General features: G+C 33.6%; 16 protein-coding genes. 3 read left to right on the top strand and 13 right to left on the bottom strand.

Translation table 11 applies throughout. The features are described 5' to 3' along the window. Window positions 1–136 precede the first annotated feature (136 nt). Window positions 137–1,126, bottom strand: coding sequence for an RluA family pseudouridine synthase (locus AACL20_RS00080; RefSeq protein ID WP_339052154.1), 990 nt, complete (start codon window positions 1,124–1,126; stop codon window positions 137–139). 268 nt (window positions 1,127–1,394) lie between these two features. On the opposite strand from AACL20_RS00080, the gene AACL20_RS00075 reads away from it, so the two are divergent. From AACL20_RS00075 to nrdR, 3 genes are all read left to right on the top strand, one after another. Beyond that, a protein-coding gene (locus AACL20_RS00075; protein WP_339051915.1) for an IS3 family transposase occupies window positions 1,395–2,506 on the top strand; the annotation gives its coding sequence in 2 pieces (ribosomal slippage) (window positions 1,395–1,674 and window positions 1,674–2,506; 1,113 coding nt in all). Window positions 2,507–2,555: 49 nt separating this feature from the next. After that, entirely contained in the window at window positions 2,556–2,819 is a 264-nt protein-coding gene (locus AACL20_RS00070; RefSeq protein WP_339052153.1) for a hypothetical protein, read from the top strand. 10 nt (window positions 2,820–2,829) lie between these two features. Further along, window positions 2,830–3,291, top strand: a complete 462-nt coding sequence (gene nrdR / locus AACL20_RS00065) for a transcriptional regulator NrdR (RefSeq protein ID WP_339052152.1) — start codon at window positions 2,830–2,832, stop codon at window positions 3,289–3,291. Window positions 3,292–3,450: 159 nt separating this feature from the next. Here nrdR and aspS read toward each other — a convergent pair whose 3' ends face one another. The 12 genes from aspS to hemE form a co-directional block, all read right to left on the bottom strand. Next, a complete protein-coding gene (gene aspS, locus AACL20_RS00060) occupies window positions 3,451–5,253 on the bottom strand; it encodes an aspartate--tRNA ligase (protein WP_339052151.1) in 1,803 nt (600 codons plus the stop codon). A 375-nt stretch (window positions 5,254–5,628) separates the two neighbouring features. Then, window positions 5,629–6,486: an LpxI family protein gene (locus AACL20_RS00055; protein WP_339052150.1), complete on the bottom strand. Its 858-nt coding sequence runs from the start codon at window positions 6,484–6,486 to the stop codon at window positions 5,629–5,631. Between the two features lie 5 nt (window positions 6,487–6,491). After that, window positions 6,492–7,307: an acyl-ACP--UDP-N-acetylglucosamine O-acyltransferase gene (gene lpxA / locus AACL20_RS00050; RefSeq protein WP_339052149.1), complete on the bottom strand. Its 816-nt coding sequence runs from the start codon at window positions 7,305–7,307 to the stop codon at window positions 6,492–6,494. Between the two features lie 4 nt (window positions 7,308–7,311). Continuing rightward, window positions 7,312–7,776, bottom strand: a complete 465-nt coding sequence (fabZ, locus tag AACL20_RS00045; protein WP_339040971.1) for a 3-hydroxyacyl-ACP dehydratase FabZ — start codon at window positions 7,774–7,776, stop codon at window positions 7,312–7,314. 20 nt (window positions 7,777–7,796) lie between these two features. Further along, a complete protein-coding gene (gene lpxD / locus AACL20_RS00040) occupies window positions 7,797–8,804 on the bottom strand; it encodes a UDP-3-O-(3-hydroxymyristoyl)glucosamine N-acyltransferase (protein ID WP_339052148.1) in 1,008 nt (335 codons plus the stop codon). Between the two features lie 119 nt (window positions 8,805–8,923). Then, entirely contained in the window at window positions 8,924–10,087 is a 1,164-nt protein-coding gene (gene tgt / locus AACL20_RS00035; RefSeq protein ID WP_339052147.1) for a tRNA guanosine(34) transglycosylase Tgt, read from the bottom strand. A 654-nt stretch (window positions 10,088–10,741) separates the two neighbouring features. Continuing rightward, on the bottom strand, window positions 10,742–11,206 hold the full coding sequence (gene ssb / locus AACL20_RS00030; RefSeq protein ID WP_339040979.1) for a single-stranded DNA-binding protein: 465 nt from the start codon (window positions 11,204–11,206) through the stop codon (window positions 10,742–10,744). 361 nt (window positions 11,207–11,567) lie between these two features. Continuing rightward, window positions 11,568–11,717 carry a hypothetical protein gene (locus AACL20_RS00025; protein ID WP_339052146.1) on the bottom strand — a complete coding sequence of 50 codons (150 nt, stop codon included), beginning with the start codon at window positions 11,715–11,717 and terminating at the stop codon, window positions 11,568–11,570. Window positions 11,718–13,010: 1,293 nt separating this feature from the next. Next, the gene (locus AACL20_RS00020) at window positions 13,011–13,265 is read right to left on the bottom strand and encodes a DUF2312 domain-containing protein (protein WP_339041327.1); all 255 of its coding nucleotides are present in this window, start codon (window positions 13,263–13,265) and stop codon (window positions 13,011–13,013) included. 54 nt (window positions 13,266–13,319) lie between these two features. Then, window positions 13,320–14,378 (bottom strand): AI-2E family transporter, encoded by a 1,059-nt coding sequence (locus tag AACL20_RS00015; RefSeq protein WP_339041325.1) that lies wholly within the window; start codon window positions 14,376–14,378, stop codon window positions 13,320–13,322. Window positions 14,379–14,757: 379 nt separating this feature from the next. Continuing rightward, window positions 14,758–16,206: a replicative DNA helicase gene (locus tag AACL20_RS00010; protein WP_339052703.1), complete on the bottom strand. Its 1,449-nt coding sequence runs from the start codon at window positions 16,204–16,206 to the stop codon at window positions 14,758–14,760. A gap of 30 nt (window positions 16,207–16,236) precedes the next feature. Next, window positions 16,237–17,280, bottom strand: coding sequence for a uroporphyrinogen decarboxylase (hemE, locus tag AACL20_RS06830; protein ID WP_410519943.1), 1,044 nt, complete (start codon window positions 17,278–17,280; stop codon window positions 16,237–16,239). Window positions 17,281–17,315: the final 35 nt, after the last annotated feature.

The raw sequence follows: 17,315 nt of genomic DNA, 5'->3' as shown, positions 1-17,315 counted from the left end.
CACATGCTAGTGGAATTTAAAAAAAACTTTGTTTGATTTCGTTATACAAATAATCATCAGATTAACATTTAGCCCTATTACTTGGGCTTTTGCGCGATACTTTAACGTGTAAAAACTTTTGAATTTTATGCTATATTTACGAAGTGATATCTAAACGTAGCAAGTCTAATATATGTTGTATATCCTGAGGTAGAGCGCTCTCAAACATTAAATTAGTGTTAGTTATAGGATGTTGCAATGAGATTTTGTAGGAATGTAATGCTTGTCTGGACATAGAGGCGATAGCTTCTGTTGTTTCTTTGCTTAGCGTACTTAGGTTAAAATTCTTAGATGATATGTAAATCTTATCTCCAATGATAGGGTGGTTTTTGAAGCTCATGTGTATTCTGATTTGATGAGTTCTTCCTGTATCAAGTCTGCACTCCAGCATACTGACTTTATCTCTGAAAGTTTCCATTACTGTATAGTGTGTAACAGCTCTTCTGCCTCCGCTATTTGTTATAGTCATTTTAGTCCTATCTCTTGTACTTCTTTTTATATTTGCTGAGATTATACCACTTTGCAGCGATGGGACTCCAAACACTAGTGCAATATATAATCTCTCAACTTGCTTGCTGGCAAAGGCATCTGAAAGTATTTTATGCGCAGCATTATTTTTTGCAACTACCATAAGGCCCGAGGTGTTGGCATCTAATCTATGTACTATTCCAGGCCTTAGAGGCCCTGATATATCAGATAGATTTTTACCGCAGTGCAGTTTAAGCAAATCTACAAGAGTAATTTTATTTGAATTATTAGATGTAGGGTGCACAGCGATGCCATGTGGTTTATCTAATATGATGATGTCGTCATCTTCAAAAGCAACTAAAAGTGGAGCGCAGCTGTTTGGTAGTTGTTTTTTCTTTTGATCTTGAATTTTAGTAAACTCTACTAAAGCTGGATGTTTGACTTGATATGAGCAGTCTGTTACTATTTTTCCAGACACTCTTACGTTACCATTTTGTATGAGTTTTTGGATAGTTGCTCGCGAATAAGCTGTAAAATTTGAAGCTATAGCTCTATCTAACCTGATCGGTAGAGAGTCTCCTGATATACATATTTTATTTGGTAATTCTTCTTGTAGCACGGGGCGTATGTCTAGAAATTCAATATTTTATAAAGCAAAACAAGAGCCTATGTTATCAAAGTTATTTTGGCAGCTTACATATTTTATAATGTTATCCTGTGTTATGATTTTAGCTTACGCCACTTATCATAACAATAAGAATTTATTTCATGGCCTGTTCAATACGCTGGCTGGCAGTGTATAATGGCCCCAAGAAACGAACCAGAAAAAATAAAACAACCGATTTTTTGATAGTAAAATGAATCAAAAATAGGATTAAGTTAGTAGTATGAGTAAAAAGAAAAATTATACGGCTGAATTTAAGGCAAAAGTGGCTCTAGATGCCATACAAAGTCAAAAGGGGAAAGCTGAAATATGTAGTGAATACAAAATTCCTGCAACTAATTTATATGACTGGAAAGATAAGGCTATCAGGGATTTGTATCAGCTTTTTATTCCAGAAAGTGAGTATACAAAAAAGCAAAAACTCTCTGAGCAAGAAATAGAAAAATTGCATAAAATTATTGGCGAGATAAGCATTGAAAATAATTTTCTCAAAAAAAAATTGCAGAAATAAATTATGAAGAGAGAAAAAATATGTTAGAAATTTGTGCTGATATTTCTATAAGAAGACAAGCTGAGTTGCTGAATATTCCTAGAACTAAGTTGTATTACAAGCCAGTGATAAGTGATGAAAGTGAGATTGCAAATCTCATTAGGGAAATTTATTTATTATCAGATTGTAGATACGGGTATCGCAAGATAACAGCTGATTTGCATAACCAAGGTAAGATCATCAATGCTAAAAAGGTACTGAGAATAATGCAAGAAATGGAGATAGAAGGCTTATATCCTAAGAGCTATAGAAATACTACTATAAAGAATCCTGAACATAAAATTTATCCTTATTTACTATCAGGAATTGAAATCAATAGGATAAATCAAGTATGGGCAAGTGATATTACATATATAAAAATTAATGGCAAGTTCATGTATTTCACGGCTATTATTGATTTACACAGTAGATATATTATAGGCTATGATTTATCATATTCTCTGGAAGCAGGATTTTGCATAGCATTATTAGAAAGGGCATTGGCAACAAGAGTTCCAGAGATATTTAATACTGATCAAGGTTCGCAATATACCAGTAGTGAATTTATACAAAAATTACAACTAAAAAATGTAAGCATCAGTATGGATCATGTTGGCAGGTGTTTTGATAATATATATGTAGAAAGACTTTGGAGAACTTTAAAGCAAGAAGTGATCTATTATTATAGACCTGATGATATAGGCAGCTTGGAAAAAAGGATAGAAGAATTTGTACCTTGGTATAACAACAAAAGGTTACATCAAGCTTTAAAATATAGAACACCAGCTTCTATATATTTAAGCTAATTTTTTGCTAAAAAATCGGAGCATTTAAAACAAATGGTTTGAATTAAGGGTGCAGTATAGTGATGTATTATTCCAAAGTGATATCTCTTCAGAAAAGTGCAAGTATAATGAAATAAATTTAGACATTGCTATGGATGTTGCGAATGTTATATACTCCGGCAATAGAGCTCTGGTCCTTACCAAAACACATCGTGGTACACAAGAGATCTTGTTAATAGATCTTTGTAGTGGCGATGTTATAAACAAGACAAAATTAATACTAAAACAAGAGCAGGATGCTGGGCAACACGTGTACAACGAATATACAGGATGATTGCTAAATAATGAAATGTCCCTTTTGTGGCTTTCTTGATACGTTTGTTCGTGATTCTAGACCTATAAATGACTCAAGCGCTATAAGAAGAAAGCGTTTTTGTTCGAATTGCGGTGGAAGATTTCTAACGTTTGAACGTATGGAAGCGCATGAGATGCTAGTGTTAAAGAAAAACGGAGTAAAAAAATCGTTTGACCGCGCTAAACTGTTAAAATCTCTCACAATCGCAACAAGAAAAAGGCCAATAGAACCAGAAGATCTGGAGAATATAGCGACTAATATAGTAAAAAATCTAGAGAAGCTTGGAGAACTTGAAGTAAGTAGTACTAAGATCGGAGAACTTGCTATGGATGAACTTGCTATGCTAGATAAAGTAGCGCATGTAAGATATGCGTCTGTTTATAAAGATTTTCATGATGTTGAAGACTTCGTAAAATTTGTAAACGCCATCGGTAGCAATAAACAGACTTAAAAAGCTTTTGGCTAGTAGAGTGTATAGTCTGCCCATCAAAAATTTATTTGCATAGCAAATAAATTTTTGGCGGATGGAATATATGGCTAATCACCTAAATTTAAACAGACAAAAATCAAATGCTACAAAATCCATAAGGTTTTTGACTTTGTAAATATTCTACTTTTTTGCTATCAAGCTGTGAGTTATACCAAGCTCTTTCAACTGCTTTGAAGAAGCAAATGACGGAGCATTCATCAAAAGATCTTCTGCATTCTGATTTAGAGGAAATGCTATCACTTCTCGTATATTTGGCTCATCTGCCAGCAACATGACAATTCTATCTATACCAGGCGCAACTCCTCCATGAGGAGGAGCTCCATACTTAAAAGCTCTGATCATTCCACCAAACCTCTCATCTACGATCTCTCTGCTATATCCTGCAATTTGAAAAGCTAGATACATCAAATCTGGATGATGGTTTCTTATGGCTCCACTAGATAGCTCCACCCCATTACATACGATGTCATACTGATAAGCTGTGATAGAAAGTTTTTTTTCATTAGTATCTGCATTAATCAGAGCTTGCATTCCACCTTGTGGCATTGAGAAAGGATTATGTGAAAAATCTATTCTCTTCTCATCTTCATTCCATTCAAAAAATGGAAAATCCACTATCCAACAAAATCTAAACGCATCTTTTTCTAAGATATCTAATTCATCAGCTAACTTAGAACGAACCTTTCCTGCAAGTTTTGGCGCACTCACTATGTTATCACACACAAAAAACACAGAATCTCCGGTTTTTAGACCAGCTTTTTCCTTTAGCAGTTTCAGTTGCTCTTTTGACAAAAATTTAGCTATAGGACCTTTTGCAGTATCATCATTTTCAAATACTATATAAGCGAGTCCAGCTGCACCAAGCTCAGTTTGAGCGAATGCAATCATTTTATCAAAAAAACTTCTGGACGCAGCAGCAGTATTGGGTGCAGGTATAGCCCTAACACAATTACCCTTAGATATCCCCTCTCTAAATATGGTAAAACTTGACTCTGCAAATACTTCAGTTACATCGCATATAATAATTGGATTCCTTAAGTCAGGCTTATCAGTGCCATATTTCAAAATAGCATCACTATGCTTCATTCTAGGAAAAATAGAATCTACTTTTTTATTTGAGAATTCTTTGAACAGACCAGATATTACAGGTTCTATTGTAGAAAATACGTCCTCTTGAGTAACGAATGACATCTCTATATCAAGTTGATAAAATTCACCTGGCGCTCTATCAGCTCTTGCATCCTCATCCCTAAAACATGGAGCGATTTGAAAATACCTATCAAACCCAGAGATCATAAGCAACTGCTTGAATTGCTGCGGTGCTTGAGGCAATGCATAAAATTTTCCTGGATGTAACCTACTTGGAACCAAAAAATCTCTAGCTCCCTCAGGAGAACTTGCAGTCAAAATAGGAGTTTGAAACTCAAAAAATCCTGCTTCCTGCATCCTTTTGCGTATACTTTGTATTACGCTATTTCTTAACATTATATTGGAGTGCAATTTTTCTCGTCTCAAATCAAGAAATCTATATTTTAATCTAGTTTCCTCTGGGAACTGCTGATCTGAATTAACTTGCATTGGCAAGACATCAGCAACAGATTCTACAATCAATTCTCGAATTGCAACTTCAATTTCTCCAGTTGGAATGGATTTATTCACAGTATCATCAGAGCGCTTTAAAACCTCACCTACTAAAGTGATCACTGTTTCATAACTTAGCTCAGATATTGTATTATACGCACTTTCGCTTAATCCAAAATCTTTAGAGGCCACTATTTGTGTGATTCCATAATGATCACGAACATCAAGAAATAATAAACCACCGTGATCTCTTTTTCTATGAACCCAGCCTGAGAGTTTAACTGTTTGACCAATATGAGAAATTCTTAACTCACCACAATTGTGTGTACGATACTTATGCATTTTAAAATCTATAACTCAGTTTTTACCTTAAGTAAAATAAACATTTACAAGAAAGCTTCTCAGAGATCAACTCATACTGCTAGACTAAATAAATATACTCGTCACACTTTTCAAAATTGATGCCTTTTCAAGAGCGCTCATTATGTATTGAACACATGACTCCAACACTCTTTCTAGCTCTTTTTGAAGTCTAACTTCGTGTGTATGCAAATTAAAATACCAACTCTGTATTTACCTTCTGTATACAACAAAACTCCAAAGCATCTTCAAATAAATGAAAAAGCTCTCTCTAAAAAGTGCATAACGTGGATTATATGCGATCTATAATAGCTACGTAAAGTAAAAAGTCAGAATAAATCTCTTGATATAAAGTTTTCAGTCTGCATCAAGACCGAAAACAAAAACACCAAGTTCATCAGCTCTTCTAATTGTCTCTTTTTTATCAAGAATTAACGAAACTCCAGCTTCCACAGCAACACCATGAAAATGATACTGATGAAGACGTGTAATTGTATCAGGTCCTATACACGGCAGATCAATTCTCTTATCCTGCTGAGGTTTCGTAACCTTCAGCAAGATACATGATTCACCTTTTTGCTGAACCTTCCCACAACGTTCAATTAGCTGATCAGTTCCCTCCACTGCCTCAACACCAAGCACTAAGCCATTTTGCATAACAAGCGCTTGTCCTATATCAAAAGCTGCAATTCCTTTTAAAATCTTAGCACCTTTCCGAATATCTTGCATCGCGCTAGGAGTTGGCTTAACAGATCCCATGCTCCCGCTTTTCGCTACAATTTGAGTCGCTATCTTCTCTGGTGGAATTATTACAAACCCTTCCCTCTCCAGAAATTCCAAAACTGCACCAAGTATAGCGTTGTCATTGAGTCCAGCTTTCATAATCATCGCCAGAAGCTTTGCTGCCTTAAAATCTAAAAGCAGCTTTGAGAGACTTGTCCTCTTAACTACTCCAGCACATACTACATATTTAATCCCAATAGCATTCATCTTATTAATTATTTTTTTAACAGAATGAACTGGAAAAAATTCAATCTCCACTCCTTGAAATAAATCCCTGGACGTCTGATTTTCAAGACCGATTACATGTACTTCTATTCCTTGTTCTATACATGCATCATAAACATGCCTAGGCAATAAGCCACTGCCCGCTATAATACCAAGCTTATCTATTTCTACAGGTTGCTCTTTGTAAGGGAGTTTTATCTGTGTCATCTGAATTATTCGTCCGCTGTATCTTTATGTTGTGTTGTTAAACAAATTGTTCTTGTACTATTTGTAGTAATAAATTCGAATATCTCTTTTACATTAATGCAATCCTGATATTTTGCTGCAGCCGTCGCAGCTCTTTCTTCAAGCGTTCCTCCAGTTTCCTGCACAAAAATCATCTCAAATGCATCTAAAGCAGCTCGAATCTGTTTTCTAGAGAAATTTCTTCTCTTCATACCAGTAATGTTAATTCCTAGTAGTTTTGCTCTATCTCCAGCAACACTAGCATAAGGAATTACATCCTTAACAACCGCGCTCAAACCACCGATTATAGAGTGTCTACCGATTCTAACAAATTGGTGAACTGCTGCAAGCCCTCCCAAAATTGCAAAGTCTCCAACTACAACATGTCCACCAAGAGTAGCATTATTAGCTAAAATTACATTATCTCCAACAACACAATCATGTGCAACATGCGCTCCAACCATAAATAAACAGTTATTCCCAATTACAGTCTTCATACCTCCTGAACTTGTGCCAGGGTGCATAGTGACATATTCCCTGATTATATTATTTTTCCCTATTATAAGTTGTGAATCTTCCCCATTGAACTTTAGATCTTGAGGTGGATAACCTATAGAAGCAAATGGAAATACTTGAGTTTCAGAACCAATGTAAGTATGCCCATCTACACAAACATGCGAATGAAGGGTAACATTGCTTGATAGCTCTACATTTGGCCCTACTATACAGTATGGCCCCACTTGAACTCCATCGCTGATCTTTGCCGATCCGCTTATTATAGCTGTTGGATGTATATTATTCATAATACTACAACTTATTTTCTCTATCCACTAGCATTGCAGAGAAAACTGCCTCTGCTACTACAACTTCATCTACACGAGCCTCTCCACGCATCTTACACACATTCTGTCTACCCTGAATTTTGCTGACATGTAGATATAGCGCATCTCCAGGAATTACTGGCTTGCGAAACTTAGCATTTTCTATAGACATAAAATATATAACCTTATCTGAAGAATGTAGACCCTGATCCAGTGTAATGAAAGCAGCAGCAGCCTGTGCCATTGCTTCTATTATTAGAACACCAGGCATCACAGGATGACTAGGAAAATGTCCAACAAAAAAATTCTCATTTATAGTTACATTCTTAAGTGCAATAGCACCCTCGCCCGCCTTTACTTCAAGAAGACGATCTATCAATAAAAACGGATACCGATGTGGTATTAGCTCCATTATTTTTGTAACTTGAAGCGTTGAAAAATTTTTATCCATAAGATTTAAAACTCTTTATACTACTTAGAAGTTAGCTTTTTTAATGTAATAGTCTGTCTATGCCATTGCATCATAGGAACAGCAGGGCACCCACCAAATTTTTGATTTTTAGGAATATCAGTCATTACTCCAGACTGAGCAGCAACAGAAACATTATCTGCAATATTGAGATGTCCTGCAATTCCTACTTGTCCTCCCAGCATGACAAAGTTTCCTATTGTTGTGCTACCAGCTATACCAACCTGTCCGGCAAAAAAACAACTGGAACCTACCGAAACATTGTGCGCTATCTGTACCATATTACTAAGCTTAGTATTATCTCCAATCACAGTATCTTCTATTGCTCCTCTATCTATGCAACTATTTGCACCAATTTCAACATTTTTCCCTATTATAACTCTGCCCAACTGTTTCACTTTTATTATTTCAACACCATCATTTGCAAAACCAAATCCTTCATGCCCAATTCTCACACCACTATGCAATATACATCTTTCACCTATTTCTGCGAATAATATAGTCACATTAGGATTTATAACTACATTACTACCTATAACAACAGCTTCTCCTATATAACTATTGCCTCTTATTATACAATTATCTCCTATAATAGTCCTAGAACCTATAAAAACTCCAGGTTCTATCAAACAATTTTTACCAATCTTAGCAGTGCCATCAATATATGCATCCGAAGAGATAGACCTTTTCTCTTCTTTATCTAAATAAATAAAATCCAAAGCTTTTGCCCAAGCTACATAAGGATTTTTTGTAACAAGACATGTTAGACCTTTTGGCGCAAACTCCATGTCACTCTCTTTTATTATGCAAGCTCCAGCACTCGTATTTTTAAAATCCTCTAAATACTTAGGATTATTAAAAAATGATATGTCTGATTTTGCAGCATTCTTTAGTGTTGCAACACCTTCTACAATGGAATTTGAACTTCCAACTATTTTACAATCAGATACAGAAGCTATCTCTTTAACACTAGTCCTTCTAGAATGCCAAAATGAATCATACACTCCCATTATTTATACCTTAGTCAGTTCCTATTACAATTCTCAAACTAGAAATCATCTTGCTATTGTATCATATCTAAACTTGCATCTTTAGAGCATTAAATTGCGTATTTTTACTAGCATACCCCTTAAGAAATCACAACATCACGTAATTTAGCAATATTATTACCGAGGCCAGTATCAAACAAATCTTTTTGAATAGCAAGCCGAATTATATTCATTAACTCTTGATAATAAAAAATATTATGCCATGTCATCAACATGGAACCTAATATTTCTTTAGACTTCACAAGATGATTTAGATATGCTCTACTAAAATTTAAGCATGTATAGCACTTACAACTTGAGTCAAGCGGTTCTTGATCATCTGAATATTTTGCATTTTTTATATTTATCACTCCATCCCAAACAAAAGCTTGCCCGTTACGCCCTGAACGTGTAGGAATAACACAATCAAACATATCTACTCCTCTTTCAACAGCACCTATGATATCAGAAGGCTTTCCTACTCCCATCAGATATCTAGGCTTTTCTTGTGGCAACACTTCAGAAACCGCTGCAATTGAATCAAACATCACATCTTGCGGCTCACCAACCGCTAAACCACCTATTGCAAGACCATCAAAATCTAGGTCTATCAAAGCCTTTGCAGATTCAATGCGTAGGTCATTATAAGTTCCACCCTGAATTATACCAAATATTCCGTATCCCTCTCTCTTTTTATAAGCATTTTTAGATCTCTTAGCCCACCTCAATGATAATTCCATTGATTTCTTAACTTCACTATAGCTTGTAGAGTATGCCACACATTCGTCAAATATCATAGTAATATTACTTCCAAGAAGATGCTGAATTTCTATAGAACGCTCAGGTGATAAAACATACCTCCTGCCATCGATATGAGAGTTAAATATTACACCTTCTTCCGTGACTTTTCGCAAAGCACCAAGAGACATCACCTGGAAACCACCTGAATCTGTTAGAATTGGTTTGTTCCATTGCATAAACTTGTGCAATCCACCGAGCGAAGCTATTCGTTCTGCCCCAGGTCTTAGCATTAGATGATATGTATTTGATAGTATAATATCAGCTCCAAGATCTGAAACTGAGTGAGGTGTCATAGCCTTAACGGTGGCTGCTGTTCCAACTGGCATAAATGCAGGTGTCTTAATATCACCATGCGCCGTGCTTAGAGTCCCTAATCTTGCAGCAGTTTTTGAAGAGTTAGCTTTTATATTGAATTTTAATGACACTTCTAATCTCGAGTAACTTGTTAATCTTACATCTGGCATATAACATGCTTAATTCGCAACTAGTTCAAATAGCATTCATGGACTTCTAAAAACACGCGGCAACCGTATGCTGTCATTTGTGAGAGTTGGTATTACGCCAATCTTGCACATTGACCCAATTTACATTTTGAACTCATTAGACTTCTTCTTCAAACACGTTTTTCCAGCAGCAAATTACTTTATCGCATCCTTAAGCCTCTTTTTCAGGATGTCATGCGCTTCTCTGTATACTCCGCGCCTCCTCCTTGTGCTTTCGTATGCTCCTTGCACTTGCTTTACCGGAATAAACTTCCTAAGAAGTCTATTTTTTGCAAAGCCAATTATAACAATTAACAAACATTTTATGCAAGATGTTACTATAGCAGGCTTGCACATCTTACATATATATCGATATATAACATATGTAATAACCTACACATCTAGCAGAACCTTATACACAGTCTATCCGTCAAAAATCTATTTGCTGCACAAATAAATTTTTGCGGAAAGTGAAATGTACTAAAATTAATTTCGGATATATAATTTGTCCGCATAACATATCACTACATAAAACTATACAATGATATCTTTACATTACTTAGAAAATACTCAGCTCAATATCCGTAAACATTAGACAAAAAGGTTACTTCAACACAGCTGTTGCCTTATAGCTTTCTAGAATGGAATTTCATCCTCTAAGTCTGGATTATATGATGCATTACTAACAGGTTGCGTAAAATCACCTTTTTCTTTATCATTTTTTTGCCAAGACCCTTGTTGCGCCCCCTTATTCGAATCTAAAAGCACTATAGTACCGCTGTATGGTTGCAGCACTATTTCAGTTACATGACGCTCTACCCCAGACTGATCAGCCCATTTTCTCGTTTGTATAGAACCTTCGATATATAACTTAGACCCCTGATGCACATAATTCTTGACAAGCAGAACAAGTGGCTGTGCAAATACAACTATCCTATGCCACTCTGTCTTGTCTCTTTTTTCACCAGATGCCTTATCACGCCAGACCTCAGAAGTGGCTAATGAAAAAACAGCTACTTCCTTCCCTTCTTGTAACGCCTTTATTTCGGGTTCTCTTCCAACATTCCCTATTAAAGTTGCGCGATTCAGACCGCTAGCCATATTTATATCCTCTTACTTTCTTATAAATAATGAAAACACAAAAGCATTAGATGCCTTCGACTTGTTAGTTGCATATGCATGCACATACATAAGATACATTTGCTAAAATTGGTGCAATAAAAAGAATTACAAGTAACGATTCTGATATAATCAAACACTAAAGTAAGTCAAATTCATCATTTTACTAGAATCCTTTCAAAAATCTCCAATGTAATAAAAGACTAGTTTAGAATATTAAAACTCTACTCTTTGACTAAAACAATTAGCACTAAATAGCTTCACGTACATTTATTACTGCATAATATAGCATTATTAACAAAGGCATTGTGCAGGTCTTTTTGACATAATGTTCCATACTTCGTTAATTTCTTTGCAAATATGTAAAAGTATAAGGTGCGGCAATTAACTTGTATTCTAAAAAATCATGCCACCAAAATCCATGCGCATGTACTTTGTTATCAGTACCATATAACACTTCTTCAAGCAGAAAATTAGTCTTATAAAGTGTCACTGTCTGCTAAAAGAATATTTTTGTTATTAAGCGTTCTATATCTAATTCTCATAATTAGATATAGAGACAATAAAAAAGCATTAATATAAAATTTACCATATAGCAACCTATAATAAATTCTTATACAACAATCAATGCAAAATAATTAACGTATTATTTAGGGAAATCTACAATATTCCACTAGTACAACATTTATTCACTATTCAATAACAATTACAACTCAACTTTAATATAAAATTATTTCTGACATTTGATCATGATTTAAAAAGAGCAATCACAATAATTTTATACTCAAGTCTTGACATGAGTTTTAATTCTAGATTTTAAGTTGAGAATTATTGCACTGCCGGTAAAGTCACTTTCGCAGACTCCTTTGGCCTGATTTTTAAAGTATCACCTCGTTAACTTCTTCGCAAATATATATATATAATGTTTGGCTTAGAAACTAACCAGCACTCTAAAAATCATACTAAAAACCCTTACACAAGCATTTTATCTACGCGCAATAACAAAGGAGGTGATAAATATTATATATTTAAAGTAAAATCTACAGTATAACGAATGGCTTGGAAGTTTTGCACTAAGAATCTAATTTTAGCTTTAAAATTTAAACCACATATTAATCCTATAATATTCTCAAATTCCCTTACTAACCCGAATTATTGATTAACAATAGAAGGCTTTTTAGCTTTTAAAATATGAATAAAAGCATTGACTTAGAACATATGCCTTAAATGTTTGAGATAAAAAATAAATTTATGATATCTTTTTCATTGGTAAGCTTCGATTATTGTTACAAACTTATCTTTACCTACTTATCCATATTCTGGCAATTTTGCTTAATCCATAATTCTGGTTACTATATAAGATGAGTTGTTAATTATTTTATGATTAGCCCACAATATATGTAAAAATTGAGTTATGAGTGGCTTTCCTAGTTAAATGTGCAAAAATATGCCGCAAACACTACTTTCACAAAATCCGTAAGGTTTTTGCGTTTATTATAACATTTTATTACGGATTTAAAGCGCTATTTCATGCTTGTTCCGAGCCCCCTTTTGACGCGCATACTAAATAAAGCTCTATAAAACATGCATGGCAAACGAGTACTTAAAATAAAATTTTATTCACTTGAAATATGCAATATAACTCTATTTTAGGCGAGAGGCTGACTATTAAATATTTAACAGAGATTTTGACTGAATCAATTTTGAAAAGTATCACTAGAATATCATAATAACTTCTAGACTTTTAAAGCATGTTTATATTGATGATCTTGTAAAACTGAATTTATTATACTTCCATACCAATGGCACGCTTGTATATATCAAGAAGTTCTTCTTGCTCACTCAACTTACTCTGATCCATTTGCCTTTCTCTTATAATCTGTTTCATAATTTTTGTATCCAGACCAGATGATTTAGCTTCTGCATAAACATCTTTTATTAGATCAGTAACTTGCTTTTTCTCTTCCTCCAGCCTCTCTATTCTTTCTATATATTGCTTGAGAGTTGATCCTGAAATTCCACCAATCACTATGTTATTCATATAATGTATTGTAAATTATTATTTTATCAGCAGCATTATAATTCTTTTCACTATTTACAGCAAATTATAAAACGTACTTTTATAATATTTTTTCATTAAGTATTTTCCTATAACCATGAGTACAGCAGCAGTTGGTACAGCAATTAGAACACCAGTAAGACCAAACATATTACCGCCAAGTAGTAAAAAGAAAACTATAAATACAGGATGAAGCCCTGTTTGATCACCTATTAATTTTGGTGTAAGAAACATTCCCTCAAGTAATTGTCCAATTGAAAAAATCAATACTAGAATGCCAAAAGACTTTAGAGTCCCTATCTGCAATACAACAATAATTGCAGATGTAATAAAACTAGCAACTGGACCAAGGTAAGGTACAAAAACTGAAAAACCACTCATTATGCCAAGAGCTATTTTAGTATCGACGCCTAAAATGTAAAATCCAATTGTGTAATAAACAGAAAGAATAGATGCTACATAGAACTGCCCACATAAATAAGAAAAAAGCGCATTGTTTATATCAGATAGTATTTCACATACTTCGTTCCTATATCTTTCTGGAATGATATTATTTAAAAAACTTTTTATCTTTTCTAAATCCTTCAATATAAAAAATGTGATAAAAGGTGCTATTAAAATGTAAGATATAGTATTGAATATAGTCATGCTAGACTTTATTACACCCTTTGTTAACCATCCAGAAATAGTAAAAAATTGTCCCATTGTTTCCTTAATTCCAGATTTTAATATATTCCCTAGCTCAGGAAATGTATCGCCTATATATGTAAGAGCATATGATACATATTGATTTTTCATTATTGAATTGTAAGAAGGTATATAACTCCCAACCACAACTAGCTGTCTATAGATCATAGGAATCACAGAAAAGCATATAACAATCAAAAATATGAAAAATATAGCTATCACAAGAATTCCAGAATATTTTCTTTTTATTCTTAAAACAGAAGACAACTTCTCAACTATAGGATTGAGTATATAACAAAATACCATAGATAACACAAAAGGTGTAATCACAGGCAAAACAAGCCACACAGCCGCAAGAAACAGCAGAGCAAAGCATGTAACTGCAACAATATTACTACTTTTTGTCATATTTCAGCTTTTATTGATTGATATTGTATATAATATTAAAATATAGATTATTAAAAATCTTCACTTCTCAAACTCAAATTTATTAAGGAAAAAGAGATATAAGCTGAGAAATTAGCCGGCTCTATTCTTACTTAACACTTATCACAGTAATAAATACTAATTTCAAAACAACTTCTTTAGATATAAGCTAAAAATAACATTTTTTATTCTAAATTCTTATATTTATCTAATGCTTCACTCATTAAAAACTTTTCAATATTACAACTAATGTTATAACTTAATATTATTTTTATTATTTAATTTTTACTCCTACATATTGCTCTTTATTTTCTGTTTGAGAGATTTCTTTAAATATTTCAACATTTTCACTATCTTGAATTTACATACTCTGACTACCAGCAACATACATATTTTGAAAATTTGTAGTTTCATTATCAAACCTTAAGAAACAGTTTCCTGTTGGTCCATTTCTCTGTTTTGCAACTATTATTTCCGCAATATGTTTAACTGCATTTACTTTTTCCTGCCATTCCATGTTCTCCTGATTATCAATTGGAGTCTTTTTATCTAAATAATACTCCTCTCTATATAAAAACATTACAACGTCTGCATCTTGCTCTATGTTTCCGCTATCCCTTAAGTCAGAAAGCTGTGGTTTTTTGTCAACTCTAAGCTCTACTGCTCTTGATAATTGCGATAAAGCTATAACTGGAATATCAAGCTCTTTTGCTATTTCCTTAAACCCTTGTGAGATCTCTCCAATCTGTTCAACCTTACTCCTGTTTTGAGAGGCGCTTGAGGGTCTCACAAGCTGAAGATAATCAACTATAAGAAGCCCTATGTTATGTTGACGCTTCATTCTCCTTACTCTACTTTTTATAGTAGATATTGAAAGAGCTGGTGTATCATCTATAAAAATAGGTAATTCTTTTATGTTACCAGCTTCGTAGATTAAATTTTTTAACTCATCTTTATTAAACTTTCCTGTTCTTATTCTCTTCCCTTCAAGCCCAGTTTTGATAGATAAAATACGATTTACAATTTGCTCAGCAGACATTTCAAGAGAAATTATAGCAACAGACTTCTTTTTTTCATTCTCTCCATCTTCACTTAATTCATTGACAAAAAATTCTGCTGCATTCAATCCTATCTTGATTGCAAACGCTGTCTTTCCCATAGAAGGCCTTGCAGCAACTATTAATAAATCAGAGGATTGCATTCCACCTATTAACTCGTCTAGCTTATCAAATTTTGTAGGTATTCCTTCAAAAAGCCTTCGATTTTTTGATAAATATTCAATCTTATGTATAGAATTTGATATTGAAGTATTTATATGTAAAAAATCATATTCCCTAGTACCTACAGATGCTATATTGAATAGTTCATGCTCAACTTTTTCTATTCTATCATTAATTGAGATATCTAAATCATCTTTATAAGAGGTATTTACTACATCCTCACCGACTCTTATTAATTCACGTCTAACTGCAAGTTCATGTATTAAAACAGCAAGATCACGCACATTTAATATTACTTGAGCGTTTGTGACAAGCTTTACAAGATATTCATAAGGACTTATTCCAGAAACTTTAAATACTTCATCGTCTTCCAAAAACTTTTTTAAACTCAGTGGATTAGCACTTATTCCTTTCTCAGAAAGCCTTTCAATCATGCTATATATTTTAGCATGCAATTCATTGAAGAAATATTTAGGCAAGAAGAAGCTATTTATTTGATCTATTTTTTCATTATCATTTAGCAGTGCACCTATTAGAGCTTGCTCCGCTTCTTCATTGCTTGGCATTGTTCTAATTACAGGCGAATTCATTAGCAAAATATAAAATTAAAATTTATCTAATTACCTTCTATAGCTACGCACTAAATCAATAAGATATTCTACATTTTCAGTTGGAGTATTTTTTAGAATTCCATGGCCGAGATTAAATATAAAACCACCGCAAGACATTTTTTCTAGTATCAAATCAGCTGCAGATTTAATATCACTTTTTTCGCAAAGGAGCAATACATTATCCATATTCCCTTGTAATACAAAATTATTATGCAGCTCATTTAGTGCCCAATCTAAAGGTATTGTATGATCTATAGCTATGCAATCTGGTGATACTTCATAAGCATATCTTTTATATAAAATGCCAGATCCTTTTGGGAAACAGATTATTGGAATTTCAGGAAACTCAAGTTTAACCTCATGCACTATTCTTTTTGAAGGAGAAATCACCCACTTTTCAAACTCAGCTTCTGGAAGAACTCCAGCCCAAGAGTCGAACAACTTTACTACAGAAGCTCCATTTTTTATTTGACCTTTTAAATAATAGATTGTGATTTCTGTTAGTAAATCTATAAGCTTTGCAAAATCATTTTTATTTTTGTATGCAAATTTTCTCACTTCAGTAAAGTCTTTATCTTTTCTTGAATCAATCATATAACATGCAACAGTCCATGGAGAACCAGCAAATCCTATTAACGCTTTTCCAGGAAAATTTTTATTCAGTTCTTCTCTAACTAAAGCTATAGCAGAAAAAATTTTAGAGAATACTTCTTCTAAATCTTTATACTTAGTTTTTAACGCAGTTATATTTGATTCGTTAATGAGTGGTGTAATCTGCGGTCCATATTCTTCCAAAAAATCAACGTTTAAGCCCATAGCCTTTGGTAAGATTAGTATATCCGAAAATATTATAGCAGCATCCAAGTCAAATCTTCTTAAAGGTTGTAATGTTGCTTCAAGCGCAGCGTTTTTATTCAAACAAAATTCTATAAAGGAACTAAAGCCTTTCCTCAAAACAAGATATTCAGGAAGGTATCTTCCTGCTTGCCTCATAAACCATATTGGTATTTTATTCGTCTCTTTTTTTCTCAAGACATCTAATAATATATTCATAATAACTGATTCTTTATATATATGTTGTAGTAACA

The sequence above is a fragment of the Candidatus Lariskella endosymbiont of Epinotia ramella genome, from assembly GCF_964019805.1.
Classification (GTDB): Bacteria; Pseudomonadota; Alphaproteobacteria; order Rickettsiales; family Midichloriaceae; genus Lariskella.
This window is presented reverse-complemented; position numbering and strand designations above follow the sequence as displayed.